Below are 25,760 nucleotides of genomic sequence, written 5' to 3' on the forward strand. Positions count from 1 at the left end.
TGAAGAAAGGGGCGACGGACTCTGTCCCGGAGTCACATCGAAACTGCCGAACCGACGAAACGCTCACAACAACTGCGTCACCAGGTTGTTGTGAGGAGCGCGGGTGGTGACCCGCTCACCTGAGACTAACCGGCCGGTAACGAGCGCGCCAGTCCCGGCAAGTTGAGAAAGTGTGATCTGGATCGCGGATAGGCTCGGATGCATGGAAAGCGCCGAGGATCCGGAATTCTGCTCGATGATCGATCGATTGCGGGAAGAGATCGAGAATGACACCGGAGAAGTCCCGGCGGCATTCGGAGAACTCGCCGGAACCGACGACCCGGAAGAACTCCACCAGGTCCTCACCGCCCCCGGACAGCCGCTCTGGGCCCGCGAGATCGCCGCCTTCAAACTCGGACTCGCGGGCGACCCCCGGGCCTTCGAGGCGCTCGTCCTCCTCCTCAACCACCGCGACGCCGAGCGCTGCGTCACCGCCGCCCACGCCCTGGTCCGGCTCGGCGACCCGCGCACCGCCCGCGCGGCCGCCGCCCTCGCCACCAACGAACTCCGCGTCGCCTACGCCCTCCTGCCGGTCCGGCTGCTCGCGCAACTCCGCGCCCCCGAGTCCGTCCCGGCCCTGATCACCGTCCTCCGGCGGCGCCTGCCGGCCGACGACCCGCACTGGCGGGTCGGGCTCGCGTGCGTCGAGGGCCTCGGCACCCTCGGGGACCCGCGAGCCCGTACGGCATTGGAGTCCGCGCTGCCGCACCCCCGGCTCGGCCGCGCGGCCGAGGAGTCACTCGCCCGGCTCGGCTCCGACAGCGTTTCCGGCGGCTGACGGCGCCGGGAGCAGCGTCACGACCGCCGTGACGACGGCCGGCAGCGCCGCGAGCGCGAAGCAGAGGGCCAGGGGCAGCCGGCCGACGAGCAGCCCCGCTCCGGCCGTGGCCGCCGTGCCGCCCGCGTTGAACGCGGTGTTGACCCAGGCCCCGGCCTGGGTGCGACGGCCGGGGCCCGCCGACTCGTCGGCGAGCAGATAGGCGCTCGTGAGCGCGGGCGCCAGGAACAGACCGCCGAGCGCGACACAGCCGACCAGGACGTACGGGTGAGGGGACAGCCCCGCCGCCGCCAGGACCGCGCCGAGCCCGAGCGTGAGCAGCGACAGGCGTACGGCGGTGGGGATCCGTACGTCCACGGCGCCGAGCGCCAGACCGCCGACCGCGCTGCCCGCCGACAGGGCCGACATCGCCCACGGCACGACCCCGGGCCGGTGGTGCGCGTCGGCGAAGGCGATCACCAGCAGGTCGAAGGCGCCCAGGCAGACGCCCATCGAGGCGGCGACGGCGACGGCCCGCACGACGCCGGTACGCGCCGGGATCGCCGTCCCGGTCTCCGCCCCCGAGGCCTCGCTCGCGTCCGCCCGCTTCCTTCCGGCCCCGCCCCGCACCACCGGAGACGTGACGAGGGCGAGCGTCCCGGTCAGGACGAGCCCGGCGCTCACCGCGAGCCCGGCCGCCGCCGGCGCGTACCCCGTGAGCAGCCCCACCAGCAAGGGTCCGGAGACGAAGAGGAGTTCCTCCGCCACCGTGTCCAGGCTGTAGGCGCGCCGCAGCAGATCCCGGTCCGGGATCATCGCGCTCAACTGGGCCCGCATCACCGGGCCCAGCGGCGGGGTCACCGCGCCCGCCGCTCCGGCGAGGGCCATGAGCGTGAGCAACGGGGGCGCGGTCCCGGCGGCTGCCACCGCGAGCGCGGTGAGCAGCAGCGCGTATCCGAGCGCCAGCGGGGGCAGGGCCCGGCGCGGTCCGAGGCGGTCGACGAGGGCCGCCCGCGCGGGCGAGAGCAGGACGGCGGTCAGCCCCCACACGGCCATGACCGTGCCGGCCGCCGCGTACGAGCCGGTGCTCGTCTTGACCGAGAGGAGCAGGGAGAGCGGGGCTGTCCCGTTGGAGAGCCGCCCGAGCAGCGCCGCCCCGAAGGTGCGGCGGACGTGCGGGATTCTCAGGACCGCCGCGTAGGTGGGCGCGGGGGACAGGGCAGGGGAGGTCGCGGACACGGCGAAATACCTCGGGTGTTCCTCGGAAGGGCGCCGGGCGAGGGGGCCTGCGGCGCCGAAGCGTGCTGGGTCGGCTGAGGACCGCGCCGCGTGGGCACGATGCGTCGGGTCGCCGACTCCTAGGCACGGAAGAGGAACATGTGCGTCAACGTATCAAACGAAGATCCGCCCCACTGCCGTCGGGCACGTCCGTGACCTGCTCGGGGACGAGCGCGAACGCCTCGATCTCCAGGAGCAGTTCCGGCCGGACGAGCGCCGAGACCTGCACGGCCGAGCTCGCCGGGAGCGGCGCCCCCGCGAAGTAGGCGTCCCGGGCGTCCCGCACCGCCGGGAGGTGGGCCACGTCCGTGACGAAGTAGGTCAGCTTCACCACGTCCCCGAAACCCGCGCCCGCGGCGGCGAGGCAGCGCTCCAGATTGGCGAAGACCTGGTGGGCCTGGGCCACCGCGTCGCCCTCCCCGACCACCGCGCCCGAGGCGTCCAGCGCGCACTGGCCGGATATCGCGACGAACCGGCCGGTCCCCCAGACGACGTGGCTGTACTGCGGACTGGGCGCGAGGCCGTCGGGAGCGGGAACATGCGTGAGGTGTTGGCTGGTCATGCCTCACATCCTCGCGCACACCACTGACAGCCCCCGCACCGCTCCCTGCAGGAAAAGCCCGAGTTCATGACAGATGGTCTGCTTTGCGAGGTTTGTCCATTTGGTTCAGGATTATCTGCCTGGAGGATCGTCATGGGATGCGAGTTCCTCACCGGTGCGGGAGCCGCGAGTTGAGCGCGCGTGCGGGGGGTGGATCCCCGGCCGCTGCCGCTCGGGCCTCCACCGGTGTTCTCACGGCTACCTGCGTCTCGGCTTTCGTGGTGAACGCCAACACATCCGCTGTCAGCATTCTTCTGCCCGCCATCAGCGAGGACACCGGTTCCTCACTGGCCACGCTGCAGTGGGCGGTGACCGGGTACTCACTGGTCGGCGCGGCGGTCATCGTCACCTCCGGGGCCCTGGGGGGACATCTTCGGCCGCCGCCGGATCTGCATCGGCGGCCTGCTGCTCTTCGTGGCGTCGTGTGTCCTGATCGCGCTCGCGGAAAGCGGTGGGATGGTCATCGCCGGCCGCGCCGTCCAGGGCGCGGCCGGTTCGACGATCCTGGCCTGCGGGCTGAGCCTGCTGTCCGCGGGGACCTCGGGTGACGAGCAGATGCGGGCGGTGTCGCTGTGGGGGGCGGCGTCCGCCGCGGGTGCCGCCGCAGGGCCGTTGGTGGGCGGGGCGCTCGTCGACGTCACCGGCTGGCAGGGCCTGTTCTGGATCGACGCCGTCATCGCCGCAGTGTGCGTGCCGCTGACCCTGCGTACCGTGCCGGAGTCCTCCGACCCTTCGCGTTCTCGCTCCGTCGATGTGGCCGGGACCGTGCTGATCGCCGCCGTCCTCGTGCCGTTCGTCTTCGCCGTGACCGAGGGCGCGGACTGGGGATGGCTCAGCGCACCGACGCTCATCTGCTTCCTGGTCTCGGCCGCCGCCGTGGTCGCGTTCGTCGCCGTCGAGAAGCGGGTGCGCGCGCCTCTGCTCGACCTGGCGCTGCTGCGCAACAGGTTCCTCGTCGGGTCGAGTGTGGCGATCCTCGTGGTGGCCGGCTGCATCAACGCCGTCATGTACGTGTGCAGTCTCTACTTCCAGAACCCCGACGGCCTGGGCATGACCCCTCTCGAAGCGGGCGTGGCAACCCTGCCGGCCGCGGCCGGCATCGTGATCACCGCGCCGTTGATCACCCGGTTCGTCGATCGCCTCGGCGCCCGGAAGGTCATCGCGGCGGGGTTCGGGATCGCGACCGTCGCCTTCGCCGTGTTCGCCTTCGTCACCGCGGACTGGAGCTATGCCGTGTTCGTCGTGCCGTTGGTCGTCCTCGCCTTCGGGCTCGGACTGGCGAACGGGCCTTCCTCGTCCGTCGCCACCGCCTGCGTCACCACCGACCAGGTCGGTGCGGCGTCCGGTATCTCCAACATGGCGGCCGTTCTCACCGCCGTCACCGCCGCCCTCTTCAGCGCGGTCTACACCCGTCAGCACGCGAACAGCGCCGCCGTGGCGGACGCCCTCGCGGCCGGGTTCTCCCGCGCCGCCATCGGCCTGGCCCTCTTCTGCGCGTTCGGAATCGTCCTGACCCTCCTGGTCGGCCGTATCCGCCCCACAGGACCGCCCACCACCGCCCACTACGCCGCGGCGGCGGCCGCCGGCTCCCACACCGTTCCCACCCGGCCCGTCCCCACCCAGTCCGTCACCACGAGAACGGACCCGGTGGACGGCGCCCCCGAGTGAAGGCGCCACCGACAGTGCCCGCGTCCCCCGGGGCGCGGGCACTGTCAGTGGGTCCGTGAGCGCTTTCGGTCGGTGCGGACGTCGTCAGCGGACGTCGTCAGCGGACGTGGCCGAGGAGGCCGTGCAGGGTGACGGCGGTCGCCTCCGGGCGCAGGGCGCCGACCCTCTTGCCCGAGGCCGCGTCCTTCCCGGTTTCCTTCCCGGTTTCCTTCCCGGCTTCCGTTCCGGCTTCCTTCCCGGCCTTCTTCTCGGTCTTCCCGGCCGGGGCCAGGGGCTCGGGCTCCGGCTCCGGGAGCGCCTCGCAGACCGCGTCGACCTCGCCCCCGTCCTTGGCGCGCGGCACCGTGCCGGTGGCGAGGTAGGCGGCCAGGTGGTCGTCGAGGCAGTCGTTTCCGCCGAGGGTCACCCCGTGGTTCCCGCCGCCCTCCTCGACGACCAGGCTGGAGCCGCGTACCAGCCGGTGCAGCGCCATGGCGCCCTCGTACGGGGTCGCCGCGTCCTCCGTCGCCTGGAGGATGAGGACCGGCGGCAGCTGGTCGTTGGTGACGTCCGGCGGGGTCAGGGCCGGCACCGGCCAGAAGGCGCAGGGAGCGTTGTACCAGGCGTTGTTCCAGGTCGAGAACGGCGCCTTCGCGTGGACGTCCCAGCTGTCCTTCCGCCAGACGTTCCAGTCGCGGGGCCAGGCCGCGTCCCGGCACTGCACGCTCGTGTAGACCGAGTAGCCGTTGTCGGCGGAGGCGTCGGCCTCCCCGTACTTCTCGTACGCCTCCGTCAGGGGCGCCGCGTCGCCGTCGTTGACGTAGGACGAGAACGCGCTCGCGAGGCGGGGCCAGTACCCGTTGTAGTAACCCCCGGGCAGGAAGGTGTCCTCCAGCTCGCCCGGTCCGACCTTCCCGCCGGCCGGGGCCTCGCGCAGCGCGTCGCGCATCCGGTACCAGGCGGCCTCGACCGCCGCCGGGTCGGTGCCCAGCTTGTAGACCGCGTTCTGCCGGGCGACCCAGGCCATGAAGTCCTTGTGGCGGGTGTCGAAGGCGTAGTCCTGCGCGATGTTGTCCTCGTACCAGACCCCGTGCGGATTGACGACGGAGTCGAGCGCCATGCGCCGCACCCGGTCCGGGTACAGCCGTGCGTAGACCGCGCCCAGGTAGGTGCCGTACGAGTAGCCGAGGTAGTTGACCTTCGGCGCGCCGAGCGCCTCCCGGATCGCGTCGACGTCCCGGGCGGTGCTCACGGTGTCGATGTACGGAAGGACGTCGGCGTACTTCTTGCCGCAGGCCTCCGCGAAGGCCTGGGCCCGCTCGACCGCCGCCTTCTCGGCGTCGGCGCCGAGCGGCACCGAGTCGGGACGGACCGGCGCGAAATGGCCCGGCCGGCAGTCGAGCGCGGGCTCGCTCCGGCCGACCCCGCGCGGGTCGAAGCCGATCACGTCGTACTCGGCGGCCACCTTCGGGGGCAGCGAGGCCGCCACGTACCCGGCCATCGTGCGTCCGCTGCCGCCGGGACCGCCGGGGTTCACGAGCAGCGGCCCCTGGAAGGTCTTCGCGGTGTGCGGGACCCGGGTGAGGGCGAGCGTGATGCTCCGCCCGGCCGGGTCGTCGTGGTCGAGCGGCACCTTCAGGGTGGCGCACTGGAGCTTCGGGTACGCCTGAGTGGCGCAGCCGGTCCAGGCGAGCCGGGGCAGCGGTCGGGGGGTCGGTTCGCCGGCGTCCGCGGGGCCGGCCGGCAGGACGGTGACCGTCCCGGCGACCAGCGCTCCAGCGGCGATCAGCATTCCTGCGCGTGGGGTCATAGGGCGTCCGTGCCCCGCGGGGGCCGCGGGACGGCCGTTTTCGCCGAGAGTTGACCCGAACAGAGGAGGATCCGACGGCGTGTCAGGTGAACCGGTCCGATGATCAGAGCAGAGTGAGCTGCTCGGGAGCGGCCGCGAGCGCGGGCTCCTCCGGAACCGCGATCCGGCGCGGCGCGGCGCCCCGATCGGCGGGACCTATGCCGAACTCGGCGGCCAGTTCGTGGACCTGACGGGTGATCCGGCGCTGGTACCAGGTCGGCGCGTACGCCCCGTCCGCGTACATCCGCTCGTACCGCCGCACCAGCTCCGGGTGGTGGTGCCGCAGCCACGTCATGAACCACTCGCGTGCGCCTGGCCGCAGGTGCAGGACGAGCGGGGTGACCGAACTCGCCCCGGCCTCGGCGATCGCGCGGACCGTGGCGCGCAGCTGCTCGGGGCGGTCGCCGAGGAAGGGGACGACGGGGGCCATGAGGACGCCGCAGTCGATGCCGTGCGCGCCGAGGGTGCGGACCACGTCGAGGCGGCGCTCGGGGGACGGGGTGCCGGGCTCGATCGTCCGCCACAGCTCCCGGTCGGTGAAACCGACCGAGACGGAGATGCCGACCTCGGTGACCTGGGCGGCCTGGGTGAGGAGGTCCAGGTCGCGCAGGATCAGGGTGCCCTTGGTGAGGATCGAGAAGGGGTTGGCGTGGTCGCGCAGGGCGGTGAGGATGCCCGGCATCAGGCGGTAGCGGCCCTCCGCCCGCTGGTAGCAGTCGACGTTGGTGCCCATGGCGACGTGGGCGCCCTGCCAGCGGGCGGAGGCGAGCTGGCGGGCCAGCACCTCCGGGGCGTTGATCTTGACGACGATCTGGGAGTCGAAGCCGAGCCCGGTGTCGAGGTCCAGATAGCTGTGGGTCTTGCGGGCGAAGCAGTACACGCATGCGTGACTACAACCCCTGTACGGGTTGACCGTCCACTCGAACGGCATGCGGGAGGCGCCGGGCACCCGGTTGAGGATCGAGCGGGCCCGCACCTCGTGGAAGGTGATGCCCCGGAACTCCGGGGTGTCGAACGTCCGCGTGGTCACCGCGTCCGTACCGAACAGGCCGATGTCGGCGGGCGCGCTCGGCCCGTCGCCCAGATTGTCCCAGCGCACGGACGCCTCCTCGGTTGCTCTGCCTCGCCTCTGGCTCCACCTTGCGCCCAGAATAGAACACCTGTTCCCTTGATCACCGCAACCCGGATTTCGTGCCCCGGAGCCCGCGTGGTTCGCTTGGGCCACACCCCCGAGGAACCACAAGCTGGAGGAAGTCAATGGCGCAGGTCGAGGCCACGACGGAACGAATCATCGCCGCGGACGCGGAGACGGTGTTCGACGCGCTGGCGGACTACAGCGGCACGCGCGCGAAGGTGCTGCCCGAGCACTTCAGCGAGTACGAGGTGCGGGAGGGCGGCGACGGCGAGGGCACCCTCGTCCACTGGAAGCTCCAGGCCACCAGCAAGCGCGTCCGCGACTGCCTCCTGGAGGTCACCGAGCCCACCGACGGGCAGCTCGTCGAGAAGGACCGCAACTCGTCCATGGTCACCACCTGGACCGTCACCCCCGCCGGCGAGGGCAAGTCGCGCGCCGTCGTCACCTCCGTCTGGAACGGCGCCGGCGGCGTCGGAGGCTTCTTCGAGAGGACCTTCGCGCCCAAGGGCCTGGCCCGCATCTACGACGCCCTGCTCGCCAAGCTGGCGGACGAGGTCGAGAAGTAACGCTCCGGGCGTTCACCGATTCGAGTGGTTCGCCCGCACCCCCGTACCGGAGCCCCGTGCACCGAGGGGGCGCGGGCTTCCTCGTAAACGCGCTGATGAGCGACCCAAGTGCGCCGTACCACAGGGCCGTTCACCGCCGGGGACGCCACTGACCTCCCGTACCGCCCGACTTGCTCCCGCTTCGCACCCAATGCGAAGAATGGCGCGGCGCAGACGCCGTGTCGAGGGGAGCAGGTACGTGGGTGCGATCACCGTCGTGAAGGCCACCAGGGGCGCGGAGGGCGCGGAACCGCTTCCCACGGACGGCCACCCCGCCGCGGACGGCCCGCCCGTCGGCCTCGCGCCACCGTCCGACCCCGGACCCGCCCCCCTCGACCCCCGCCGGGTGCGGCTCGTCTTCTGCGGCCTCATGCTCGCGCTGCTCCTCGCCGCGCTCGAGCAGATGATCGTGGCCACCGCCCTGCCGAAGATCGTCGGCGAACTCCAGGGCCTGGACCGGATGTCCTGGGCCATCACCGCCTATCTGCTGACCTCCACCATCGGCCTGCCGATCTACGGGAAGCTGGGCGACCTCCTCGGCCGCAAGAGCGTCTTCCTCTTCGCCATCGTCGTCTTCGTCATCGGCTCCGCCCTGGCCGGCTGGTCCCGCAGCATGGACGAGCTCATCGCCTTCCGCGCGATCCAGGGCGCCGGCGCCGGAGGCCTGATGATCGGCGTCCAGGCGATCATCGCCGACATCGTCCCCGCCCGGGAACGCGGCCGGTACATGGGCCTGATCGGCGCCGCCTTCGGCCTCGCCTCCGTCGCCGGACCCCTGCTCGGCGGCTTCTTCACCGACCACGTCTCCTGGCGCTGGTGCTTCTACTTCAACGTGCCCTTCGGGCTCGTCACCCTCGCCGTCGTCGCCGTCGTCCTCAAGCTCCCCAGGCCCACGGCACGCGCGCGCTTCGACGTCCTCGGCGCCCTGCTCCTCGCCGCCGCCTCCACCTGCCTGGTCCTGCTGACCAGTTGGGGCGGGACCGAGTACGCCTGGGACTCCCGGGTCGTCCTCGCGCTCGCCTGCGGCGCCGCCGGAACGACCCTGCTCTTCCTGGTCGTCGAGCACGTCGCGCCCGAACCCCTCATCCCGCTGCGGCTCTTCCGCGACTCCGTCTTCACCGTCACCGCCCTCGTCGGGGCCGTCGTCGGCATCGCGCTCTTCGGCGCCGCCAGCTACCTCCCCAGCTTCCTGCAGATGGTCGAGGGCGCCACCGCCACCGAGTCCGGCCTCCTGATGCTGCCGCTCATGGGCGGGATCGTCATCGCCTCGGTCGTCTCCGGCCAGCTCATCAGCCGCACCGGCCACTACAAGATCTACCCCGTGGTCGGCGGAGCCGTCTCCGTCCTCGGCATGTGGCTGCTCTCCCGGATGGACACCGAGACCCCGCGCCTCCAGCACAGCCTCTGGCAGGCCGTCCTCGGCACCGGCATCGGCCTGGTCATGCCGGTCCTCGTGCTCGCCGTGCAGAACTCCGTACGCCCCGCCGACCTCGGCACCGCCACCAGCGCCCACAACTACTTCCGCCAGATCGGCGGCAGCGTCGGCGCGGCGATCTTCGGCACCCTCTTCGCCTCACGGCTCGACGACGCCCTCGGCGACCGGCTGGCCGGAGTCCTCGCGCAGGGGGACCCGGTGTCCCTGCCGCCGGCCGAGTCGATCACCCCGCAGACGGTGCACACCCTGCCGCCCGCCCTGCGCGACGCCTACATCCAGGCGTACGCGGACGCGATGCCGCGCATCTTCCTCTACCTCGTGCCGGTCCTCGTGCTCGGCCTCGTCCTCGCCTTCTTCCTCAAGGAGAAACCGCTGGTGTCCCACCACAGCCCGCTCACCGAGGCCACCGACGCCACCGTGGCCACCGAATTCGGCGGCACCCAGGCGGTCCCGCACGCCCGGCACGCCGCCCCCGCCCACCCCTCCCGCTCGTCCCCGGAAGGGCCCGCCCGTTCCGGCGTCCCGGTCTGCGGTACCGTCCAGCACCACGACGGCAGCCGGGTGCCCCGGGCCGCCCTCACCCTCATCGACGTCCAGGGGCGTCAGGTCGGGCGCGGTGCGAGCGCCGAGGACGGGCGGTACGCGCTGAGCGTGCCCGACCGCGGCGCGTACGTCCTCATCGCGGCGGCCGGCGGACACCAGCCCCAGGCGGTCTCCGTCACCGTCGGCGACCGGCCCGTGGAGCTCGACGTCGTCCTCGGCGGCGCGGGGCGGCTCGCGGGCAGCGTCGTCACCGCCGACGGGACCCCCGTCCGGGACGCCGCCGTCACCCTCACCGACGTACGCGGCGAGGTCGTAGCCTCCACCCGCAGCGGACGCGAAGGCGGGTACGTCATCACCGAACTGGTCGCCGGCGAGTACACGCTCGCCGCCAGCGCTCCCGCCTTCCGGCCCGCCGCGCTCCCGGTGAGCGTCCAGTCCTCCCGCGAGACCCGCCAGGACATCGAGCTGGCCGGCGGGTCGGTGCTGCGCGGCACCGTACGGGCCGGTGGCGGACGCCCCGTCGAGGACGCCCGCGTCACCCTCCTCGACGCCGCCGGAAACGTCATGGACACCCTCACCACGGGGGCCGACGGCACCTTCCGCTTCGTGGACCTGTCCTCCGGCGAGTACACCGTCATCGCGGCCGGGTACCCGCCCGTCGCCACCGTCCTCCAGATGGCCGGCGGGGGCCGCACGGAGCGCGACCTCCAGCTCGGCCACCAGGACTGACCGGCCGGCCCCGCAGCACTGTCCTCAGGAGGTGGTCGACGCCTTGCGCAGCGCGCTGATGCAGGTGCCGATCGCCTCCTGGAGGGCTTCGAGGCGCTGGAGCATGTCGGCCTCGTAGATGTCCTCCTCCATCACCTCGTCCAGGGTCAGCTCCTCGAAGACCTTCGTGGCCTTCTGCAGGCTGTTGTAGAACTTGGTGCGCCGCTCCTGGACCCGCAGCGCCGGGTCCTCCTCCACGGCCCGCGCGACCAGGCCCTTCACCGCGTCGTACGCCTCACCGGCCCACTCGCCCGCCTCCTCGGAGTCGTCGAGCTCGTCGATGAGCGACAGGTGCCGCTCCGCCTCGGCGCGCAGCTCGGCCGGTGCCTCCACCGTCTGCCCGGCCGGGGTCTTGATCTGGCCGTTCTCGACGATCTGGCGCACATAACCGATGCGGTCGGCCGCCTTCGCCTCGCTCGCCACCGCCTTCTTCAGGTCGTCGGTGCGGGCGATGGCGCGCGCCATCTCCGTCTGGAGGGCCGGGTCCTCCTTCATCCGGTCCAGGAGCGCGCCGCGCGCAGCCTCGGCCGTGCCGGGGTCGGCGAGGATCGCGGCCCGCAGCGCCGTCGGGTTCTCGGCGACCTCCAGGGCCTTCGTCGGCCGGATGCCCTCCGCCTCGGCCGCGGCGCTGATCGCCTGGCCGCGCACGGAGGACGCGCTGTTGCGGGAGGTGTAGTACGAGAGCCAGACGTCCGCGTCGGGCAGCTCGACGTCCTCGCCGGGCACCAGGACCTCGAACTGCGGGACCAGACCGTCGTCGGCCGCCATGTCCCAGGCCTTGTAGTAGCGCATGACCCGGTCCGGCGAGCATCCCGCGAGCGCGGCGAAGGCCTTCGCCGAGACCTTCGTCCGGGCCGTGCCCTCGGCGGGCTGGCCGCCGGGGCGCACACTCCGCGCGACCTTGAGCGCGAAGGCCCAGCCGCCGGTGCGCGCGTAGATCCCGAAGTCCTGGGCGTCACGGACGACGACGGGGTCGTGATCGTCCGCCGACACGGGCTCCGCAGGCTCCTGGGGCTCGCTGGACTCCTGGGGCTCGGTGGACTCCTCGGGCTCGCTGGACTCCTCGGGCTCCTCGGGCTCCGCCGATTCCGGCTCCGGGGCCGACGGCACCCAGAACTCCGGCTCCGAGATCGCCGCCGGGGCGGTCTCGGGAGCGGCGGTCTCGCGCTCGTCGGCGGACGTTTCGGACGGGGTGAAGGCGATGGTCACCGAGAGCTCTCCGGAAGGTCGGGTACGACAACTGCGGCCGACAGCCTATACGCACATGTTGGCGATATTTCGCCCCATTCGATCCCGGCGTGCGGAACCGTGCCGCTGAACCGTACCGCCGGCCCGGTGATCGTCATTGGTCCACTCCAACGGCGGTTATCCACAGGGGTGGTAGGGCCGCCGGGCGGCGACTACGGTGCGAGACATGAAGATCCTCATCAGCGCCGACATGGAGGGCGCGACCGGTGTGACCTGGCCCGCCGACGTACTGCCCGGTACGCCCCAGTGGGAGCGCTGCCGCGCGATGTTCACGTCCGACGTGAACGCGGCCGTGCTGGGCTTCTTCGACGGCGGCGCCGACGAGGTTCTGATCAACGAAGCGCACTCGAGCATGCGGAACCTGCTCCTGGAGCGGCTCGACGAGCGCGCCGAGATGCTCACCGGTCGGCACAAGGCGCTGTCGATGGTCGAGGGCGTGCAGCACGGGGACGTCGACGGCATCGCGTTCGTCGGGTACCACACGGGCGCCGGCGCGGAGGGTGTCCTCGCGCACACCTATCTCGCGAACTCGATCACGGGCGTGTGGCTGAACGGCGAGCGGGCGAGCGAGGGCGTGCTCAACGCCCACGTGGTGGCGGAGTACGGCGTCCCGGTCGTGCTCGTCACCGGCGACGACCTGACCTGCGAGGACGCCCTCGGATACGCACCCGAGGCCCGCAAGGTGGCCGTCAAGGACCATGTATCGCGGTACGCGGCGGTGTGCCGCACCCCGGCCAGGACCGCCGCCGACATCAGAGCGGCCGCGAAGGACGCGACCTCGCTCGCCGTCCGGCACGAGCCGGTCCGCGGCGGACCGTTCACGGTGGAGCTGGAGTTCGACGCCGACCACCTGGGAGCCGCCGCCACGGTGGTTCCCGGCGTGGCGCGGAGCGGCGAGCGGCGCGTCTCCTACACGGGGGAGACGATGTACGAGGCAATTCGCACGTTCAAGGCGGTCACGACCATCGTCTCGGCCGCGGTGGAGGAGCAGTATGGCTGAGGAGGTCCGGGGCCCGGACACGACGGCGCTCGACGAGGTGGTCACCTTCACCTCCGAGCTCATCCGCATCGACACCACCAACCACGGCGACGGCGAGTGCCGCGAGCGCCCCGCCGCCGAGTACGTCGCCGAGCGGCTCGCCGCCGCCGGCATCGAACCCACCCTCCTGGAGCGCACCCCAGGCCGCACCAACGTCGTGGCGCGCATCCCCGGCACCGACCCCTCGGCCGACGCGCTCCTCGTCCACGGCCACCTGGACGTGGTCCCCGCCGACCCGGCCGAATGGACCGTGCACCCCTTCTCCGGGGAGGTCCGCGACGGAGTCGTGTGGGGCCGCGGCGCCGTCGACATGAAGAACATGGACGCGATGGTCCTGGCCGTCGTCCGCTCCTGGGCCCGCCAGGGCGTCCGGCCGCGCCGCGACATCGTCCTCGCGTACACCGCCGACGAGGAGGCCAGCGCGGAGGACGGCTCCGGCTTCCTGGCCGACCGGCACGCCGCGCTCTTCGCGGGCTGTACGGAGGGCATCAGCGAGTCCGGGGCGTTCAGCTTCCACCCGCAGCCCGGCACGACCCTGTACCCGATCGCGGCGGGGGAGCGGGGCACCGCCTGGCTCAAGCTGACCGCCCACGGCCGCGCCGGCCACGGCTCCAAGGTGAACACGGCCAACGCCGTCACCCGCCTCGCCTCCGCCGTCGCCCGGATCGGCGCCCACACCTGGCCGGTCCGCCTCACCACCACCGTCCGCGCCGCCCTCACGGAACTCGCCGCGCTGTACGGCATCGACATCGACACGAACGACCGCGACCTCGACGTCGAGCTCCTCCTCGACAAGCTGGGACCCGCCGCCGCACTCGTCGAGGCGACCGTCCGCAACAGCGCCAACCCGACGATGCTGAAGGCCGGATACAAGGTCAACGTCATCCCGGGCCAGGCCGTCGCCTACATCGACGGACGGACGCTGCCCGGCGGCGAGGAGGAGTTCGCCACGACGATGGACGCGCTCACCGGGCCCGACGTGGACTGGGAGTACCACCACCGAGAGGTGTCCCTGGAGGCCCCGGTCGACTCGCCGACCTTCGCGAAGCTCCGGGCCGCCGTCGAGCGCTTCGACCCGGACGGACACGTCGTGCCGTTCACCATGTCCGGCGGCACCGACGCCAAGCAGTTCTCGCGGCTCGGCATCACGGGCTACGGCTTCTCGCCGCTCAGACTGCCACCGGGGCTCGACTACGGGGCGCTGTTCCACGGCGTCGACGAGCGCGTCCCGGTCGACGCCCTGCACTTCGGTGTCCGGGTGCTCGACCACTATCTGAAGTCCGCGTAGCCCTTCGTGGCTCCACGTAGTTCTCGTGCAGCACCGTGCAGGACCGTGACAGGGGGAGTCGAGATGGCCGCCACCGAGACGACGCACACGACCACGGCCGCCCACGGCAGCTGGCCGTCGCCCGTCGACGCCGCGCTCGCCGCCGCCCACGACGGCCGCCCCGAGTACATGGGCACCGTCGGCGACGAGCTGTGGTGGACCGCGCCGCGCCCCGCCGAGGGCGGCAGGCGCGCCCTCGTCCGGCGGCGCGCCGACGGCACCGAGGAGAGCCTGCTCCCCGCCCCGTGGAACGTCCGCAGCCGGGTCGTCGAGTACGGCGGGCAGCCCTGGGCCGCGACCGCGCGGCCCACCGGCGGACCTCTCGTGGTCTTCAGCCACTTCCCCGACCAGCGGCTGTACGCGTACGAGCCGGAGGCCGGTGCGGACGCCGGGCCCCGGCCGCTCACCCCCGTCTCCGGCGTCGGCGGCGGAGCGCGCTGGGTGGACCCGGTGATCCACCCTGACCGGGCCGAGGTGTGGGCCGTCCTGGAGGAGTTCACCGGGCCCGCGCCGACCGACGTGCGCCGGGTCCTCGCCGCCGTACCGCTGGACGGCTCGGCCGCCGAGGACCGCGGTGCCGTGCGCGAACTCTCCGACGGGCGGCACCGGTTCGTCACGGGCCCCCGGCTCTCCCCGGACGGGCGCCGCGCGGCCTGGATCGCCTGGGACCACCCCCGCATGCCCTGGGACGGCACCGAGGTCCAGCTCGCCGAGGTCGCCCCCGACGGCACCTTCCACGGCGCGAGGACCGTCGCCGGAGGCCCCGCCGAGTCGATCCCCCAGGTCGCCTGGGACGCGGCCGGACGCCTGCTCTTCGCGAGCGACCGCACCGGCTGGTGGAACCTCTACCGGGCGGAACCCGCCGCGGACGGAGGCCTCCGCGAACCGGTCCCGCTCCACCCCCGCGACGAGGAGTTCGCCGGACCGCTCTGGAAGATCGGGCTGAACTGGTTCACCCCCCTGGAGAACGGCCTGATCGCCGTCGTCCACGGCAAGGGCACCACCTCCCTCGGGATACTCGACCCCGACAGCGGCACCCTCGTCGACACCACGGGCCCCTGGACCGAATGGGCCGCCACCCTCGCCGCGCACGGCACCCGTGTCGTCGGGGTCGCCGCGGGACCGCGCAGCGCCTACGAGCTCGTCGAGCTCGACACCCGCACCGGCCGCACCCGTGTCGTCGGCGCCGCGCACACGGACGCCGTCGACCCCGCGTACTACCCCGATCCGCTGATCCGCACCTTCACCGGCCCCGGCGGACGCGAGATCCACGCCCAGGTGTACCCGCCGCACCACCCCGGATTCACCGGCCCCGCCGGCGAACTGCCGCCCTACGTGATCTGGGCCCACGGCGGTCCCACCGGACACGCCCCGCTCGTCCTCGACCTGGAGATCGCCTACTTCACCTCGCGCGGGATCGGCGTCGCCGAGGTCAACTACGGCGGGTCGACCGGCTACGGCCGGGAGTACCGGGAGCGGCTGCGCGAGCAGTGGGGCGTCGTCGACGTCGAGGACTGCGCGGCCGTCGCCGTGGCCCTCGCCGCCGAGGGCACCGCCGACCCCGCCCGGCTCGCGGTGCGCGGCGGCAGCGCGGGCGGCTGGACGACCGCCGCCTCCCTCGTGAGCACCGACGTGTACGCCTGCGGCACCATCATCTATCCCATCCTCGACCTGCGGGGATGGGCCACCGACGAGACCCACGACTTCGAGTCCCAGTACCTCCACGGCCTCATCGGCCCGCTCGACGAGGTCCCCGACCGCTACGAGGCACGCTCGCCGATCGAGCACGTCGACCGGATCACGACCCCCTTCCTGCTGCTCCAGGGGCTCGACGACGTCATCTGCCCGCCCGCACAGGCCGAGCGCTTCCTCACCCGGATGGCAGGCCGGGGCGTCCCCCACGCCTATCTGGCCTTCGAGGGCGAGGGGCACGGCTTCCGCAGGGCCGACACGATGACCCGGGCCCTGGAAGCCGAACTCGCCCTGTACGCCCGGACCTTCGGCATCACCCGATCCGACGTCCCCGACCTGGACCTCCGCTCGTGACCCCGAAGAGCCCGCACGCCACCGTCGTACCCCTGACCCGGGCCGCGCGCCTGAGGCCCGGCGCGCGGATCGCCGTCGTCGCCCCCAGCGGACCCATACCCGAGGAGCGGCTCAGGGCGGGGCTCGACGTCCTGCGCGGCTGGGACCTCGACCCGGTGGTCGCCCCGCACGTCCTCGACACCCATTCCACGCTCGGCTACCTCGCGGGCGCGGACCGCGCGAGGGCCCGCGACCTGACCGAGGCCTGGTGCGACCCCTCCGTCTCCGCCGTGATCTGCGCGCGCGGCGGCTACGGGGTGCAGCGCATGGTCGACCTCGTCGACTGGGCGGCGATCCGGGCGGCCGGGCCGAAGGCGTTCGTCGGCTACAGCGACGTCACCGCCCTGCACGAGGCGTTCGCCGTCCGGGCGGGGCTCGCCACGCTCCACGGGCCGATGGTCGCCGCGGCCACGTTCCTCTCGGACCCGGACACCCAGGAGTCGCTGCGGGCCACCCTCTTCGAGCCGGAGACCGTACGGACGCTCGGCCTGGGGACCGCGCGGACCCTGGTCCCGGGCCGCGCCCACGGGGTCACGCTCGGCGGCTGCGTCAGCCTGCTCGCCGCCGACCTCGCCACCCCACACGCCAGACCCTCGGCACGCGGCGGGCTGCTGCTCCTGGAGGACGTCGGGGAGGAGCCGTACCGCCTCGACCGGATCCTCACCCAGCTGCTGCGGTCCGGCTGGCTGGACGGCGTCGCGGGCGTCGGCCTGGGCTCGTGGGAGGAGTGCGGCCCGTACGAGGACGTGCGGGCGGTCCTCGTCGACCGGCTGGGCGGTCTCGGCGTCCCCGTGGTGGAGGAGCTGGGCTTCGGCCACAGCGCTACGGCGCTGACCGTGCCCCTCGGTGTCCCCGGAGTGCTCGACGCGGGGGCCGGCACCCTGACCCTGGACGTACCGGCGCTGCGCTGAGCGCCACGACGTCACCCCGGCCGGGACGAGGGCAGCGCCCCCGCGAGAACACGGGGGCGCTGGGCATCGGGTGCCGGTACCGCCGCTGACGCGCGTCGCCGGGATCCGGAGGTCCTAGAGCGCGGCGTATCCGGGGCGGACGACCTCGTCGATCAGTCGCTGCCGCTCCGGCAGCGGCAGGAAGGCGGCGTCCAGGGCGGCGACCGTGAACTCCTCGAACACCTCGGGGCCGTAGCCGAAGGCGTCCACCATGTGCTGGAACTCCTCGCTCATGGTGGTGCCGGAGACCAGGCGGTTGTCGGTGTTGAGCGTGATCCGGAAGCCGAGGCGGCGCAGCTCGTCGATCGGGTGCGAGGCGTAGTCCTTGGCGGCGCCCGTCTGGAGGTTCGAGGTCGGGCAGACCTCCAGGGCGATGCGGTTGTCCCGGACGTACGCCGCGAGCGTGCCCAGGGTGCCGTCCTCGGCGATGTCGTCCGTGATCCGCACACCGTGGCCGATCCGCTCCGTGCCGCAGACCTGCACGGCCTCGTGGATCGACTCCGCGCCGACGGCCTCGCCCGCGTGGATCGTGAAGTGGCAGTTCTCCCGCTTCAGGTGCTGGAAGGCGGGGAGGTGGCGGGCCGGCGGGTTGCCGATCTCGCCGCCGGCGATGTCGAAGCCCGCCACGCCGTTCTCCCGGTGGGCGACCGTGAGCCGCGCTATCTCCAGGGAGCGGTCCGTGTGCCGCATGCCGGTGAGGAGCGTACGGACGGTGATCCGGCCGCCGGTGCGACGCTCGCCCTCGCGGAAGCCGTCGTTGACCGCCTCGACGACCTCGTCGAGGGTCAGCCCGCCCTCCAGGTGCTGCTCGGGGGCGTAGCGGATCTCGGCGTAGACGACACCGTCCGCCGCCAGGTCCTCGGCGCACTCGGCCGCGATGCGGGTCAGCGCCTCGCGGGTCTGCATCACCGCGCAGGTGTGGGCGAAGGTCTCCAGGTACCGCTCCAGGGAACCGGAGTCGGCGGCGTCCCGGAACCAGACCGCGAGCTCGGCCGGGTCCTCGGTCGGCAGCGCGGTGTAGCCGTGCTCCCGCGCCAGCTCGACGATCGTCGCGGGGCGCAGCCCGCCGTCGAGGTGGTCGTGGAGGACGGCCTTGGGGGCCCGGCGGATCCACTCGGAGACGGTGGCGGCGGCAGGCGTGGCAGGGTTGTCAGACAAGTGCATGGCGGGGAAGTGTACGCCACGGCCGGGGGGTGTGCGGAGACGGCCGCGGAGGGCGGCGTTCGGCGGTGGCTCCGGCGGCGTTCGGCGATGGGTCCGGCGGCCTTCGGAGGCCGGTCCGACGGCGGGCGGCAGGGGGCCGGGAAGGCTGTCGGGCCGTTCGGAGCGGGGCCGTTCGGTGCGGGACCGTTCGGAGCGGGGCCGGGGCCCGACTGCGTACCGCTCAGTGCGACTGGAGCACCGGCAGCGCGGGGGTGCCCGTCGGCAGCATGTGCTTGGCGGCCAGGACCGGGGTCTCCCCGACCCGTACGACCTGCGTGACCAGGACGGCCGGGGTGTCCGCCGGGCGGCCCAGCTGGTCCCCGCGCCGCCTCCCGAGCAGCGTCGCCGTGATGCCGCTGTGCGCGCTCAGCGCCGTCTCGCGCGAGGCCCCGAGGAGGACCGAGAGCATCGACGCGGCGGCCGGCTCCGTCGCCCGCAGGGCGCGGGCGAACTCGGGGTGCACCCGGTCGAGCACCTCGTCCGCCGCCGCCCACTCGTGGCTCAGCGCCGCCGCCGTACCCTCCCCGGTCAGCACGGACTCCCAGAACCGCAGCTCGGCACGGGCCGGGGCGAGCAGGTGCTGCGTCGTGAAGTCGGTGGGCTCCTCCACCGTCCGCAGAAGCGCCCGCACGCGCAGCGGCGACCCCGCGCCGATCAGCTCCTCCAGCGGCTGGATGTGCTCGAAGCCCCGGCGCGGCGGACGGTCGTTGACGGTCCGGCCGACCCCGCGGCGCACGGTAAGGAGACCGTCCTCCTGGAGCAGCAGGAGTGCCTCGCGGAGGGCGGGCCGGCTCACGCCCAGTTCGGCGGCGAGCTTCGGCTCGGAGGGGAGTGTCGAGCCCGGCGGGTAGGTGCCGTCGTGGACGGCGTCCGCGATCCGCTCGTACAACGCCACGACCGGTCGACGCCGCTGTCCGCTGACCGCCACGGTCGCCTCCTCGTGTGGTTCCCGCCGTGTTCCCGTCGGTGTCCGGGACCACCGTAGTCGGCCCACGTTGTCTGACAAGTCACCCGTACGGCTCCTCCCACCGTCACGGTGAGGCCCCGCTCACCCCATTCTGGTCCCACGGCTCGCTCCCGCGGCGCGGGCCGAGTGCGACCGACGGGTACGACCGACGGCACGACGGAGGAGAGGGCCGGGCATGAGTCCCAAGGACACACCGGGGGCGTCCCGCACGGGCGGCACGTCCCGGTTCAGCGGTGCCTTCACCCCGGGCCGGATCGCGATGACGGTGGTCGCGGTCCTCACCCTGGTCTTCATCTTCGAGAACACCCGGGAGGTCAGGATCCGGATCCTGATCCCCGAGGTGTCCATGCCGCTCTACCTGGCGCTCCTCGCGACCGCCGTCCTCGGCGCCGCCTGCGGTTACTACGCCGCGGCCCGGAGGCAGAAGTGAGGCGGGCCGCCGTCGTGGGCGCGACCGCCGTCCTCGCGCTCGCGGCCGTCGCCGTCTCCTCGGCCGAGGAACCCGCCGTGCCGGGCGACGAGACCGGGACACGATCCATGCCGGACCTGTTGGGCGTACCCCTGTGGCGGGTCTTCACCCGGCTCGACCGCCGGACCCGCCTCGACGTCCACGACGCGAGCGGACGGGACCGGCGGGTGCTGTGGCCGCCGAACTGGCGGGTGTGCACGCAGTACCCGGCGCCCGGCACGGAGCTCGACCGACGGACCGCGGTCACGATCGGGGTCGTACGGAGGGGCGAGACCTGCCCGCCCCGGGTCCGCACCGCCCGCCGCTGACCTCACGACGTGTGCCGCGGCGGGCATCGCGCCTGGTCAGGACGTAGAGCAGGGCTGCCGCCGCCTGTACGAGGGCGATGCCGGCCAGGTACTCGCGCGCGGTGCCGGCGGTGGCAAGTCCGGCGAGCGCGGAACCCGCGGCGGCGCCGGACATCTTCAGCCCCGCCCCGATGGTGAACACCTGCGTGCGCCGGCGCGTGGGGGAGTGGTCGGCGCGGAGGCGGAGGGTCACGGTCAGCACGAGACCGTCGAACGCGCCCGCCACGGCGAAGCAGGCCGCCGCGACGGGGACGGAGGGGGCGCTCGCCGCGGCGGCGAGCCCGAGGGCCGTACCGGCCAGCCCGATGACGGCCAGTCGCTGCGGCGAAACGGTGGGCCTCACCCGGGTGAGGCCGAGTGTCCCGGCCAGGGCGCCGACCGCGAACGCGGTCATCAGCAGGCCGCCGGCTCCGGCGCTTCCCAGGTGGGTGGCGAGCAGGACGCCGGTCGTGGTCAGCGCACCGATTCCGGTGAAGGCGAGGCAGGTGGCAGCGGTGATGGCGCGCAGTTCGCGTTCCCGCCACACCGTCCTCAGGCCGTCGGCCAGGTCGCGGCGAAGCCGAGTCGGCGCCACCGGCGAGGCTTCGGCTCCGGCGGGGGCTTCGGCGCCGGTGGGGGTTTCGGTAGCGCCTTCGGCTCGGGCCGGCGCTTCGGTGCCGGCAGGGACTTCGGCGCCCATGTCGGCGCGCAGCGGGAGCAGGGCCGTCAGTGCGCAGGCGCATGCCGCGGCCGCCGACAGGGCGAGCATCGCCGCCGCCGGTGAGACGGCCGAGGCGAGGAGCCCGGCGGCGCCGGGGCCGCCGACGGCGGCGGCGTTGTAGACCACGGCATCCCAGGAGTAGGCGCGGTCCCGCTCCGCGCCCGCCGGCAGCAGCCGCGAGATCAGGCTGGAGAGCCCGCCGGAGACGATCGGCCCGCAACAGCCTCCGGCCGCCGCGACGACGAGGACCAGGGGGAGGGGGAGGCGTCCCACGCTGAACGCCACCGCGGAGATCGCCAGGGCGAAGCCGCCGAGCGCGCCGCAGTGGAAGAGCCGGGGCCGACGTGCGCGTTCGGCCAAGGCGCCGGCCAGAGGGGCCGCGAGGACATGGGGGGCCATCCAGGCCGTCAGGACGAACGCCCCGTGCGCGGCGCTCCCCGTTCGGGCCACGGCCAGCATGACCACGGCGACGGCCGTGCCCTCGTCGGCCAGCCGCGCGAAGAACGCGGTGACCAGGTAGCGGGGCACTCCCGCTCGTTCACTCGTCGGTTCCGACATCCCGCCCCCATGTGACAGCGCCATGCAGCAAGGCCTTGTAACGCCTTATGATGGAAAGACGTTACAAGGCGGAGTCGTGGATCAGGGAGTGCAGACGTGAAAACCCAGGGTTTCCAGGCCGGCCGGCGCCTCATCGACCTCGCGAACGCCGTACGAACCCACCCCGACCTGCCCCGCGACGTGGCGGTGCCGCTCCTGGCGAGCCACGGCGAGAGCCCGCAGGACCTGACCGAAGCGGCGCTCTCCGACGCGGACCTGCGGAAACTGAGGGACGCCGCCCTGAAGATGACCGGCATCCTCACCGAGACCGACACCGACCGCGCGGCCGCCCTCCTCAACGAGACCCTGGCCGACCACGCCGCCGCCCCCCGGCTGTCCCGGCACGACGGCCACCCCTGGCACCTGCACGTCGACCGCCACGACGCAGGATGGGCCGACTGGTTCCTGGCCTCCAGTGCCCTGGCCCTCGCGCAGATCCTCACCGAGCACGGCCGCGCCACCTGGGGCGAGTGCGCGGCCCCCGGCTGTCGCAACCTCTACCTCGGCACCGGCCCCGGCAGCCCGCGCCGCTACTGCTCCACCACCTGCGCGTCACGCGCCCGGGTCGCCGAACACCGCCGCCGCAAGCAGCCCTGACTCCGCCGAACGGACCGGATCTGACTCGTATTCGGGAAATCCTCTTGCGCAATGGTCAAGAAGTGTTGACCATTGGGGTCATGGCAACCGATGATCTTCCCGAGGCGTTCCACGTCACCACGGACGAGCAGCTACGCGCCGTCTCCAATCTCACGCGCCACCGGATCATGGCCGTGCTCCGCTTCGAGCCTGCGACGATCACGCAGATCGCCGAGCGGATCGGCCTCGCGAAGGGGAGCTCCAGCTACCACGTACGGCTGCTCGAACGGGCCGGCCTGGTGAAGGTGGTGCGCACGCGGAAGGTCCGGGGAGTCACCGAGCGGTACTACGCCATGGCTGCACGGTCGATCGTGCTGCCGGACCCCGGCGAGGGAGGCCCGGATGTGCTGATGCGGCACGCGGTGGCGGACCTGGAGGCGTCGCCGGCCGATGGCGAGCGGCACGTGGGGATGGCGCATCTGCGGCTCACCGACGAGCAGTTCGCGGAGCTGGGAGCGCGGCTGCAGGCGCTGGCGAAGGAGTACCGCGAGCTGTCCGATCCGTCGCTGCCGGACACGTCACTCGTCTTCGCACTGTTCCACCCCGCATCGAGCAAGCAGACCGAAGGAGACGCCAAGTGACCTCAAATGTTCAGAAGTTGCCGACCGGGTTCGGACGGCTGTGGACCGCCCAGACGATGTCCTCGCTCGGTGACGGGGTGAGGCATGCCGCGCTGCCGCTGCTCGCGCTGACGCTGACGCGGGACCCGATGGCGCTCGCCGTCGTCACGGCCGCCGGAACGCTGCCGTGGCTGCTCTTCGGGATCCTCGGCGGTGCGCTGGTGGACCGCTGGGACCGCCGGCGCACGATGTGGGTCACCGACGCGGCACGCGCGGCGCTGCTCGCGATACCGGCGGCAGCCGCCGCGCTCGACATGCTGAGCATTCCCCTGCTCGCGGCCGTCGCCTTCCTCCTCGGCCTCGGCGGACTCTTCTTCGACACGGCCGCCACGGCCTATCTGCCGGACCTGCTCGGCCGCGACCCCGCGCTCCTGGAGCGCGCCAACTCCCGCCTGCGCGGCACCCAGACCGCCGCGTCCGGCTTCGCCGGACCCCCCGCCGGCAGTGCCCTGCTCGCGCTCGGCCGGGCCGTTCCGCTGCTCGCCGACGCGGTGTCGTTCGCGGTCTCCGCACTGCTCGTACGGTCGCTGCCCGCCGTACCCCGGCCCGTACCACAGGCCCGTGAGTCGCTGCTGCGGCAGGCTCGGGCCGGCGCCTCGTACGTCTTCCGGGACCGGCTGCTGCTCGGGCTGGCGCTGCGTCCGGCGGTCGGGAACATCGCCTTCGTCGCCATGGAGACCGTCCTCGCGCTCTTCGCCCACGACCGGCTCGGCATCGGCACCTTCGGCTTCGGCCTGCTCCTCACGGCGGAGGCCACCGGCGGTCTGCTCGGCGCGGGCATCGCCTCCTTCCTCGGCCGGAAACTCGGCACCGGCGCCGCGCTCACCTGCACGGCCGCAGTCGAGGGACTCGCCATCCTGGGCCTTGCCGCCGCCCCGAACCCGTACGTCGCCGGCCTCGCCCTCGCCTTCTGCGGAGCGGGCGTGGGTGCCACGATGGTGCTCGCCCCCTCCCTCCGGCAGACGGTCGTCCCCGCCCACCTGATGGGCCGGGTCGCCTCCACCTCCCGCATGCTCGGCATGTGCGCCGCCCCGTTCGGCGCCTTCCTCGGCGGCTGGCTGGCCACGGCGTACGACGTACGCACCCCGCTCTACGCAGCCGCCGGTCTCCTCCTCACCATGACCGCCGTCACCGCGACCATGACCAGCAACCGCCGGGTCGAGGCGGCGCTGCGTGCCGCCGCCTCCGCCGGTGATCCGGATCAGCCGGAACCCTCGGATCCCGTTCAGGCGGGTGCCGTCTAGGCTCCACGACCGGTCCGGATCCTCGGCCGGCGACAAGCCGTGGGTGAGCGTCGTGAGAAGCCCGTCCCGAAGGGCCCGGCTCGTCGAGGGTTGCGGTTGTCGCAGCGGCAGCTTCTACCGTCCTGAACAGAGCCGGAAAGACCGGCCCGGTGAGGCGATCGTGAGGGAGACGGCGATGGGATGGCCGATTGCGGAGGTCGCGCGCATGTCGGGCGTGACCGCCCGGACCCTGCGGCACTACGACGAGATCGGCCTGCTGCCGCCGGCCGGAATCGGGGCCAACGGCCACCGCTACTACGAGGAGCACCAGCTGCTGCGGTTGCAGCAGATCCTCGTACTGCGGGCGCTGGGCGTGGGACTTCCCGAGGTCGGTCGGATCCTGGCCGAGGAGATCGACGAGGTGGACGCCCTGCGGGGGCACCACCGCAGGCTGCTCGCCGAGCGTGACCGGCTCGAAGCCCTGGCCGGCACCGTCGCCCGCACGATCGCCGAACTGGAGCAGTCCAGGAAGGACGGCACGCCCATGACCGCCATCAACCGACCGGAGAACCTGTTCGAGGGCATCCGGCCCTCGCAATACCAGGAGAGCCTGCGTGACTTCCCCGGGCATGCCGAGGAAGTCGCCCGAAGGGTCGCGGCGATGACCCCGCAGGACGTCGAGGCCGGGCAGCGTGAGCGCACGACACAGATGATCCTGCTGGCCGAGCTGATGGCCGCAGGCCATCCGGCCGACGCCGAGCCCGTCCAGGCGCGGATCGACGCCCAGTACCGGGCCTTGAGCGAACTGCGACCCGTGTCCGCCGAGGAGTACCGCGCCATCGGACGCTCCTGCGTGGACAACGAGGCCTGGCGTGCGGCGTACGAGACGATCGCGCCCGGCCTGGCCGCGTACCAGCGGGACGCCATCGAGGCGTACGTCACCCACCGGCTCGGCTGACCCAAGACCGGGCCGGCCACGGGAAACCCTCCCCTTCACGCCGCTCCGGCAGGCTCACCTCGCCCGGCTTCACGGAGGCCGAGCGAGGTGCTCCCCGCTCCATGAAGCACTCGCCGGCAGGGCGTCGATCGGTCATGCCCCGGCCCTCGCGCACGCTCTACCCTTGGTCCATGCCCGACGACCTTGGCCGATTCCTCGCCGCCGGGCCCCGCGTGGGCCTGCGTCCTTTCTCGCCCGACGACGCCGAGGAGTTCACCGCCCGCGCCCGCGAGAGCCGGGAACTCCACCGGCCCTGGCTGTTCCCGCCGTGCACCCCCGAGGCGTACGCCGCCTACGCGGGCGTGCTCATCGAGGACCCGGCGCGCGCCGGATTCCTGGTCTGCGAGCACGCCGAAGGGGCGGACGGCGGGCGGATCGCCGGCTTCGTCAACATCAACAACATCGTCCGCGGCGCCTTCCGCAGCGGCGCCCTCGGCTACGGAGCCTTCGCACACGCCGCCGGCCGCGGACTGCTCACCGAGGCGCTCGGACTGCTCCTGGCGTACGCCTTCGGCCCCCTGGAACTGCACCGACTCGAGGCGAACATCCAGCCCGGCAACACCGCCTCCCGGGCGCTCGTCCGCCGCGCCGGCTTCCGCCTGGAGGGCTTCTCACCCGCGATGCTGTTCATCGACGGCGCCTGGCGGGACCACGAGCGCTGGGCGGTCACCGTCCCGTCATAGGCGAGCGAACCC

The 25,760-nt window shown here is 73.0% G+C and carries 23 protein-coding genes; 15 read left to right on the plus strand and 8 right to left on the minus strand.

Annotation, left to right across the window (positions count from 1 at the left end):
- Positions 1-202 precede the first annotated feature (202 nt).
- Positions 203-817 (plus strand): HEAT repeat domain-containing protein, encoded by a 615-nt coding sequence (locus SGA01_RS29375; RefSeq protein ID WP_141300109.1) that lies wholly within the window; start codon positions 203-205, stop codon positions 815-817.
- Here the strand turns inward: SGA01_RS29375 and SGA01_RS29380 are convergent.
- Both SGA01_RS29380 and SGA01_RS29385 read right to left on the minus strand, forming a co-directional pair.
- Positions 776-2,035, minus strand: a complete 1,260-nt coding sequence (locus SGA01_RS29380) for an MFS transporter (protein WP_229917849.1) — start codon at positions 2,033-2,035, stop codon at positions 776-778. The genes SGA01_RS29375 and SGA01_RS29380 overlap by 42 nt on opposite strands.
- A gap of 145 nt (positions 2,036-2,180) precedes the next feature.
- Positions 2,181-2,636: a RidA family protein gene (locus tag SGA01_RS29385; RefSeq protein ID WP_141300111.1), complete on the minus strand. Its 456-nt coding sequence runs from the start codon at positions 2,634-2,636 to the stop codon at positions 2,181-2,183.
- Positions 2,637-3,089: 453 nt separating this feature from the next.
- On the opposite strand from SGA01_RS29385, the gene SGA01_RS29390 reads away from it, so the two are divergent.
- Entirely contained in the window at positions 3,090-4,343 is a 1,254-nt protein-coding gene (locus tag SGA01_RS29390; protein ID WP_371866204.1) for an MFS transporter, read from the plus strand.
- Between the two features lie 97 nt (positions 4,344-4,440).
- Here the strand turns inward: SGA01_RS29390 and SGA01_RS29395 are convergent, their stop codons facing one another.
- Positions 4,441-6,132 (minus strand): alpha/beta fold hydrolase, encoded by a 1,692-nt coding sequence (locus SGA01_RS29395; RefSeq protein WP_141300113.1) that lies wholly within the window; start codon positions 6,130-6,132, stop codon positions 4,441-4,443.
- Positions 6,133-6,235: 103 nt separating this feature from the next.
- The gene (locus SGA01_RS29400; protein ID WP_141300115.1) at positions 6,236-7,270 is read right to left on the minus strand and encodes an Rv2578c family radical SAM protein; all 1,035 of its coding nucleotides are present in this window, start codon (positions 7,268-7,270) and stop codon (positions 6,236-6,238) included.
- A 158-nt stretch (positions 7,271-7,428) separates the two neighbouring features.
- Between SGA01_RS29400 and SGA01_RS29405 the strand changes: the two genes are divergently transcribed.
- Entirely contained in the window at positions 7,429-7,872 is a 444-nt protein-coding gene (locus SGA01_RS29405) for an SRPBCC family protein (protein ID WP_055640569.1), read from the plus strand.
- A gap of 238 nt (positions 7,873-8,110) precedes the next feature.
- Complete coding sequence (locus SGA01_RS29410) at positions 8,111-10,618, plus strand: MFS transporter (protein WP_141300117.1); 2,508 nt, start codon at positions 8,111-8,113, stop codon at positions 10,616-10,618.
- Positions 10,619-10,642: 24 nt separating this feature from the next.
- On the opposite strand, the gene SGA01_RS29415 is transcribed toward SGA01_RS29410, so the two are convergent.
- Positions 10,643-11,866 carry a hypothetical protein gene (locus SGA01_RS29415; RefSeq protein WP_141300119.1) on the minus strand — a complete coding sequence of 408 codons (1,224 nt, stop codon included), beginning with the start codon at positions 11,864-11,866 and terminating at the stop codon, positions 10,643-10,645.
- A 205-nt stretch (positions 11,867-12,071) separates the two neighbouring features.
- Between SGA01_RS29415 and SGA01_RS29420 the strand changes: the two genes are divergently transcribed.
- From SGA01_RS29420 to SGA01_RS29435, 4 genes are all read left to right on the plus strand, one after another.
- A complete protein-coding gene (locus tag SGA01_RS29420; RefSeq protein WP_141300121.1) occupies positions 12,072-12,905 on the plus strand; it encodes a M55 family metallopeptidase in 834 nt (277 codons plus the stop codon).
- On the plus strand, positions 12,898-14,232 hold the full coding sequence (locus SGA01_RS29425) for a M20/M25/M40 family metallo-hydrolase (protein ID WP_141300123.1): 1,335 nt from the start codon (positions 12,898-12,900) through the stop codon (positions 14,230-14,232). Before SGA01_RS29420 ends, SGA01_RS29425 begins: the two co-directional genes overlap by 8 nt.
- Before the next feature lie 63 nt (positions 14,233-14,295).
- Positions 14,296-16,317, plus strand: a complete 2,022-nt coding sequence (locus SGA01_RS29430) for a S9 family peptidase (RefSeq protein WP_141300125.1) — start codon at positions 14,296-14,298, stop codon at positions 16,315-16,317.
- Positions 16,314-17,267, plus strand: coding sequence for a S66 peptidase family protein (locus SGA01_RS29435; RefSeq protein ID WP_141300127.1), 954 nt, complete (start codon positions 16,314-16,316; stop codon positions 17,265-17,267). Before SGA01_RS29430 ends, SGA01_RS29435 begins: the two co-directional genes overlap by 4 nt.
- A gap of 114 nt (positions 17,268-17,381) precedes the next feature.
- Here the strand turns inward: SGA01_RS29435 and SGA01_RS29440 are convergent, their stop codons facing one another.
- Both SGA01_RS29440 and SGA01_RS29445 read right to left on the minus strand, forming a co-directional pair.
- Positions 17,382-18,470 (minus strand): adenosine deaminase, encoded by a 1,089-nt coding sequence (locus SGA01_RS29440; RefSeq protein ID WP_141300129.1) that lies wholly within the window; start codon positions 18,468-18,470, stop codon positions 17,382-17,384.
- Positions 18,471-18,690: 220 nt separating this feature from the next.
- Positions 18,691-19,437 (minus strand): GntR family transcriptional regulator, encoded by a 747-nt coding sequence (locus SGA01_RS29445; protein ID WP_055640561.1) that lies wholly within the window; start codon positions 19,435-19,437, stop codon positions 18,691-18,693.
- Positions 19,438-19,651: 214 nt separating this feature from the next.
- Here SGA01_RS29445 and SGA01_RS29450 point away from each other — a divergent pair, with 214 nt between their 5' ends.
- Positions 19,652-19,906 (plus strand): LapA family protein, encoded by a 255-nt coding sequence (locus tag SGA01_RS29450; RefSeq protein WP_141300131.1) that lies wholly within the window; start codon positions 19,652-19,654, stop codon positions 19,904-19,906.
- A complete protein-coding gene (locus SGA01_RS29455) occupies positions 19,903-20,253 on the plus strand; it encodes a hypothetical protein (RefSeq protein WP_141300133.1) in 351 nt (116 codons plus the stop codon). Before SGA01_RS29450 ends, SGA01_RS29455 begins: the two co-directional genes overlap by 4 nt.
- On the opposite strand, the gene SGA01_RS29460 is transcribed toward SGA01_RS29455, so the two are convergent.
- Positions 20,189-21,520, minus strand: coding sequence for an MFS transporter (locus SGA01_RS29460; protein ID WP_229917847.1), 1,332 nt, complete (start codon positions 21,518-21,520; stop codon positions 20,189-20,191). The genes SGA01_RS29455 and SGA01_RS29460 overlap by 65 nt on opposite strands.
- 126 nt (positions 21,521-21,646) lie before the next feature.
- Here SGA01_RS29460 and SGA01_RS29465 point away from each other — a divergent pair, with 126 nt between their 5' ends.
- From SGA01_RS29465 to SGA01_RS29485, 5 genes are all read left to right on the plus strand, one after another.
- On the plus strand, positions 21,647-22,186 hold the full coding sequence (locus SGA01_RS29465) for a CGNR zinc finger domain-containing protein (RefSeq protein ID WP_141300136.1): 540 nt from the start codon (positions 21,647-21,649) through the stop codon (positions 22,184-22,186).
- An 80-nt stretch (positions 22,187-22,266) separates the two neighbouring features.
- A complete protein-coding gene (locus SGA01_RS29470) occupies positions 22,267-22,806 on the plus strand; it encodes an ArsR/SmtB family transcription factor (RefSeq protein ID WP_141300138.1) in 540 nt (179 codons plus the stop codon).
- Positions 22,803-24,089 (plus strand): MFS transporter, encoded by a 1,287-nt coding sequence (locus SGA01_RS29475; protein ID WP_141300140.1) that lies wholly within the window; start codon positions 22,803-22,805, stop codon positions 24,087-24,089. Before SGA01_RS29470 ends, SGA01_RS29475 begins: the two co-directional genes overlap by 4 nt.
- 175 nt (positions 24,090-24,264) lie before the next feature.
- Positions 24,265-25,026 carry a MerR family transcriptional regulator gene (locus tag SGA01_RS29480; protein ID WP_141300142.1) on the plus strand — a complete coding sequence of 254 codons (762 nt, stop codon included), beginning with the start codon at positions 24,265-24,267 and terminating at the stop codon, positions 25,024-25,026.
- Between the two features lie 170 nt (positions 25,027-25,196).
- Entirely contained in the window at positions 25,197-25,748 is a 552-nt protein-coding gene (locus SGA01_RS29485; protein WP_141300144.1) for a GNAT family N-acetyltransferase, read from the plus strand.
- Positions 25,749-25,760 lie beyond the last annotated feature (12 nt).

The sequence above is a fragment of the Streptomyces gardneri genome, from assembly GCF_006539185.1.
Taxonomy (GTDB): domain Bacteria; phylum Actinomycetota; class Actinomycetes; order Streptomycetales; family Streptomycetaceae; genus Streptomyces; species Streptomyces gardneri.

What these genes read in the sequence shown, in the direction of transcription:
- SGA01_RS29485 (WP_141300144.1), top strand. Translation starts at nt 25,197, where the DNA reads ATGCCCGACGACCTTGGCCGATTCCTCGCCGCCGGGCCCCGCGTGGGC.
- SGA01_RS29440 (WP_141300129.1), bottom strand. Translation starts at nt 18,470, where the DNA reads ATGCACTTGTCTGACAACCCTGCCACGCCTGCCGCCGCCACCGTCTCC.
- SGA01_RS29385 (WP_141300111.1), bottom strand. Translation starts at nt 2,636, where the DNA reads ATGACCAGCCAACACCTCACGCATGTTCCCGCTCCCGACGGCCTCGCG.
- SGA01_RS29405 (WP_055640569.1), top strand. Translation starts at nt 7,429, where the DNA reads ATGGCGCAGGTCGAGGCCACGACGGAACGAATCATCGCCGCGGACGCG.
- SGA01_RS29395 (WP_141300113.1), bottom strand. Translation starts at nt 6,132, where the DNA reads ATGACCCCACGCGCAGGAATGCTGATCGCCGCTGGAGCGCTGGTCGCC.
- SGA01_RS29470 (WP_141300138.1), top strand. Translation starts at nt 22,267, where the DNA reads ATGGCAACCGATGATCTTCCCGAGGCGTTCCACGTCACCACGGACGAG.
- SGA01_RS29450 (WP_141300131.1), top strand. Translation starts at nt 19,652, where the DNA reads ATGAGTCCCAAGGACACACCGGGGGCGTCCCGCACGGGCGGCACGTCC.
- SGA01_RS29480 (WP_141300142.1), top strand. Translation starts at nt 24,265, where the DNA reads ATGGGATGGCCGATTGCGGAGGTCGCGCGCATGTCGGGCGTGACCGCC.
- SGA01_RS29375 (WP_141300109.1), top strand. Translation starts at nt 203, where the DNA reads ATGGAAAGCGCCGAGGATCCGGAATTCTGCTCGATGATCGATCGATTG.
- SGA01_RS29425 (WP_141300123.1), top strand. Translation starts at nt 12,898, where the DNA reads ATGGCTGAGGAGGTCCGGGGCCCGGACACGACGGCGCTCGACGAGGTG.
- SGA01_RS29430 (WP_141300125.1), top strand. Translation starts at nt 14,296, where the DNA reads ATGGCCGCCACCGAGACGACGCACACGACCACGGCCGCCCACGGCAGC.
- SGA01_RS29420 (WP_141300121.1), top strand. Translation starts at nt 12,072, where the DNA reads ATGAAGATCCTCATCAGCGCCGACATGGAGGGCGCGACCGGTGTGACC.